The sequence below is a fragment of the Novipirellula sp. genome (assembly GCF_041583735.1).
In the GTDB taxonomy this organism is placed as follows: domain Bacteria; phylum Planctomycetota; class Planctomycetia; order Pirellulales; family Pirellulaceae; genus Novipirellula.
This window is the reverse complement of record NZ_JBFHFD010000735.1, coordinates 1-4,046: the sequence shown is the minus strand read 5'-3', so window position 1 is coordinate 4,046 and position 4,046 is coordinate 1. Positions and strand designations below refer to the sequence as shown.

The window sequence follows — 4,046 nt, the reverse complement described above, 5'->3', positions numbered from 1 at the left end:
CCCCGGCCACGCCAAAGTATTTTGGCCAGTGATCCAGCGGCTCGCCAATCGTGAACTCTATTTACTGATGCCCCCCTTGTTTGAATTGGCCCAGCGAAAGCAAACCGCGGCCGAGTTGGAGGCGAAAATCGACCAAATGCTTGTGACTCAGTACCGAGACTTGATCCTCGACATGCGATCGGCCCAACGCGACGAATTGGCGACCGGATTATTGGAGGAGGCATTGAAGGATTTTCCTGATTCAGAGCAGTTGAAGGTACTGTCGCGGCCCGACGCTGCGGGAACCAGCGAAGCACGCCAGCCGCCCAAACCAAGCCCTAGCGAATTAGGTGCCAAGTGATCTATCTCGATAACAATGCCACCACCGAGATCGATCCTCGTGTCGTCGACGTGATGTTGGACGTGCTCCGCAGCGGCCCCTGCAACGCGTCGAGCCAACATGCGGTCGGTCGTGCGGCGCGGCTACGGATTGACGAGGCGATTGACATGATCGGTTCCGCGATCGATTCGCCCTTGGATCAACCCGGCGGCCCGAGGCTGATTTTTACCAGCGGTGGCACCGAATCGAACAATCTTGCCCTCCGTGGACTTGCCGATCCCGACGCCCCGATCGTAATCAGCCGGATCGAGCACCCCAGCGTGATTGCGGTCGCGGAACAGCTGGCCGCTCAGAGACGCGAAATCCGTTGGTTGGATGTCGATCGTGCCGGGGTTGCCAAAATCGACTCGCTCGCCGATTTGATTCAAGGAGGCAATCGAACCGCAGGGTTGGTGTCGTTGATGTCCGCCAACAATGAAACCGGAGTGATCCAGCCGATTGAGCAAGCGGCACAGATTTGCCGCGATCTTGGTGTGACATTCCATGTCGATGCGACCCAGTCGATCGGAAAAGTACCGATCTCGTTTCGCACACTCGGTGCGTCCGCGGTCACCATGTCGGCCCACAAATTCCATGGCCCCACCGGGATCGGCGGTCTGTGGATCGACGGAGGCGTCAAACTGCTACCGTTGCTGCACGGCGGTGAACAGCAACTCGAAAGCCGTCCGGGGACCGAGCCGGTGCCGCTGATCTGTGGGATGGCAACCGCACTGCAATTGGCGACGAGCGAATTGCCGCAAATACAGCCTCGGCTCGGTTCGCTGCGAGATCGCCTAGAACAGGGTTTACGATCGGCTCATCCCCCTTTGGTCGTGCATGGGTGTTTGTCAGAGGAAGCCGACGCCGCTCGGGCGCCGCGACTTCCCAATACGACTTGTCTGTCGTTTTTAGGAGCGGATCGGCAATCGATGTTGATGGCATTGGACATGGCCGGCGTCGCTTGCAGCAGCGGATCGGCATGCAGCAGCGGCAGCAGCCCCCCCAGCCATGTGTTGTTAGCGATGGGATTACCCGCAGAACAGGTGCAATCGGCACTGCGGTTTGGGGTGTCAAAGTTTTCCACGGAGAAAAAAATCGACTCGGCAATCGAACGTATCTCTAGTTGCTACAAGCGTTTAACGCAAAAACGGTCTGTGGAAAACTAAGTATTTTCCCCCTCGTTATCCATCTTTGATTCGGTATAATCCCGCTGGTTTGAAGGACGTTCTGCGTCGCCGCACGCAGAACTTGTAGGTGTCCAGTTTATGAACCTTCCTACGACGCGGCGACGTGGGATCACGACATTGCTGTTTTGTCATCTGTAACGCTGACAGCCGAGCCCAACCTCAAGCGTCCTCCGGTGGAGAGCGAAGTATTCGCATTTCCGCTGGAACGTCCGCCGCTAAAGGTACGCCGTCGTGAATCCACCGTCAGCCCGATCCTGCTGCCCTATTTCATTGCGGGCCCCGAGAATCGCTTAGCCGCCTTTGTCGCTCGGCAAGAAACATCGGTGTTCGAGCTGGGCAACCCGGTTCTACTGGTCGGTCCAAGCGGGTCAGGCAAAACTGCCTTGGCGCTTCATATGTCGGTGCGTCACGCAAACAAACTGGGGTACATTGACGCCAGCGGTGTGCAGCATCTTCCGGCGATTGAATTTGCTCGCCGGTTTGCCGAAGCGGTCGCTGCGGATGACTTGCAACATTTGCGACAAGAAATCGATGACGTTCCGGTGTTGATCATCGATGACCTGCATTTGATCACCAGCAAACCAGCGGCTCAGGAAGAATTGGCCCAGCGGATCGAAGCACGTAGTGAGTTGCAACAACCCACGGTGTTAACGTGTCGTCGGCTGCCCACCGAGGTGCGTGGATTGCGACCGGCACTCGTCAGCCGATCGTTGCCCGGTTTGACGATCGCGGTCAGTTGTCCGGTGGGTCGGACGCGAACGATGTTGTTGACCGAGTTGGCGCTGCAGTTGGGTCTCGAGCTTGACGCTCCGCTGATTCAAATGTTGGACGACGGTCTCGAGCAATCGCTTCCCGTACGTGCTCTGTCCGCCGCAATTCGCCAAGTCGATCTGTGGTGCCGGATGAACCAATCGCCGCCCTGTTGCGAAGCGATTGCCTCGGCGATCCAGTCGGCGGCACCCGACGAGGAAATTCCGCTCAACAAAATCACCAACACCGTCGCACGCTATTTTCGTTTGAAGGCGAAAGATCTGCGTAGCAGTTCACGTAAACAACACATCGTTCGTGCTCGATCGTTGGCGATGTGGTTGGCACGCCGAGTGACTTCTAAAAGCGTGACTCACATCGGCGAACACTTTGGGGGTCGTGACCATTCGACCGTCTTGCACGCGATCCGCAAAACCGAATCGCTATTGCACGACGACGCGGAGTTGCGGTTGGCGTCCGAAGAGCTTGCCGACAAGCTCGGGTGCTAAATCGAGATCCAATGCGGTTCGAGGTTTAGAACCAACCGAGCCGGCGGAACCATCGATACAACAAAACACAGGACAAGATCATCAGAGACAAGATGAACGGATAACCCCACGTCCATTCGGTTTCAGGCATGTGTTTGAAATTCATCCCGTACAATCCTGCGATCATGGTGGGAACCGCAAGGATCGCCGCCCAACCCGCTAACCGTTTCATGTCATCGTTCTGGGCGACCGAGATCAACGCGAGATTGCTTTCCAGCGCGGTGTGCGAAAGTTGTTGCAGATTGTCAATCAACTCGGCAATGCGGCTGACGTGGTCGTGAACATCTTGAAAGTAGGGCCGCGTGTCCGCAGGGATCAGATCGGATTCCATCCGTGTTAGGTGCGCCGACACATCACTGAGCGGGGTGACCGCTTGTTTCAGCGCCAGCAGATCGCGCCGGAGATGGTAGATCCGAGATGTCACGCTACGGACAAATTGTCCGCTGAAAATATGGTCTTCGAGTTCCTCGAGCTCGGCTTCCAACGCATCGACCACAGGGAAATATTGGTCGACAATAAAGTCCATCAACGCGTGCAACACAAAACCTTCGCCCTTGGCCAACAAATTCGGCGTCGATTCGCACCGCGCCCGCAGCCCCACGTGAGACGTCAACGAACCATGCCGCACGGTGATGATGTAACGGGGGCCGAGAAACACATGAGTTTCACCAAATTCGATCCGGTGATCCCCCCGTTCACATAACCGCGCGGTTCGCATGACCACAAACAGTGAATCGTCATAGACTTCGAGCTTTGGACGTTGGTGGGCAGCATGGGCATCTTCGATCGCCAAGTCGTGCAGCCCGAATGCCTTTTGGATATGCGAGAGCACCTGCTCGTTCGGCTCGTACAGTCCGACCCAAATGAAGCGGTTTGAATGGGTCCAGGCATCGCCGAGATCCGGGATCGGCACGTCGGCCACTCGCACCCCATTGTGATAGGCGGCCGAGTTGATCACGCACCGCTGCGGTGGGGATGATTCAGGGCGAGGGCTTCCGGGGCTCAAAACGACGTTCCTGTGCGATCCGCTTACAATGAAAGTCTAATCAACTACCATGATGGTAATGAAACACTGTGAAAACCAAGGTCATCGCATGATGACACTTTGTTTTCTGCAATATAGTGCCCAATCGATCCTTGCAAATCGTTTCGGTCCCTTTTCTCTACCAACCCCGCTGATCTGATGAACCGACTAATCTGCCTTGT

Annotated in this window: 3 protein-coding genes and 1 pseudogene; 3 read left to right on the top strand and 1 reads right to left on the bottom strand. The window is 56.4% G+C overall.

Annotated features, from left to right (window positions below):
• From ABX962_RS31855 to ABX962_RS31845, 3 genes and pseudogenes are all read left to right on the top strand, one after another.
• Nucleotides 1-340, top strand: a pseudogene (locus ABX962_RS31855) (hypothetical protein); the annotation flags it as partial.
• Nucleotides 337-1,524, top strand: a complete 1,188-nt coding sequence (locus tag ABX962_RS31850) for a cysteine desulfurase family protein (protein ID WP_372725658.1) — start codon at nt 337-339, stop codon at nt 1,522-1,524. The pseudogene ABX962_RS31855 and the gene ABX962_RS31850, both read left to right, overlap by 4 nt.
• 146 nt (nt 1,525-1,670) lie before the next feature.
• On the top strand, nt 1,671-2,801 hold the full coding sequence (locus tag ABX962_RS31845; RefSeq protein WP_372725657.1) for a helix-turn-helix domain-containing protein: 1,131 nt from the start codon (nt 1,671-1,673) through the stop codon (nt 2,799-2,801).
• A 25-nt stretch (nt 2,802-2,826) separates the two neighbouring features.
• Here ABX962_RS31845 and corA read toward each other — a convergent pair whose 3' ends face one another.
• Nucleotides 2,827-3,846 (bottom strand): magnesium/cobalt transporter CorA, encoded by a 1,020-nt coding sequence (gene corA / locus ABX962_RS31840; protein WP_372725655.1) that lies wholly within the window; start codon nt 3,844-3,846, stop codon nt 2,827-2,829.
• Nucleotides 3,847-4,046 lie beyond the last annotated feature (200 nt).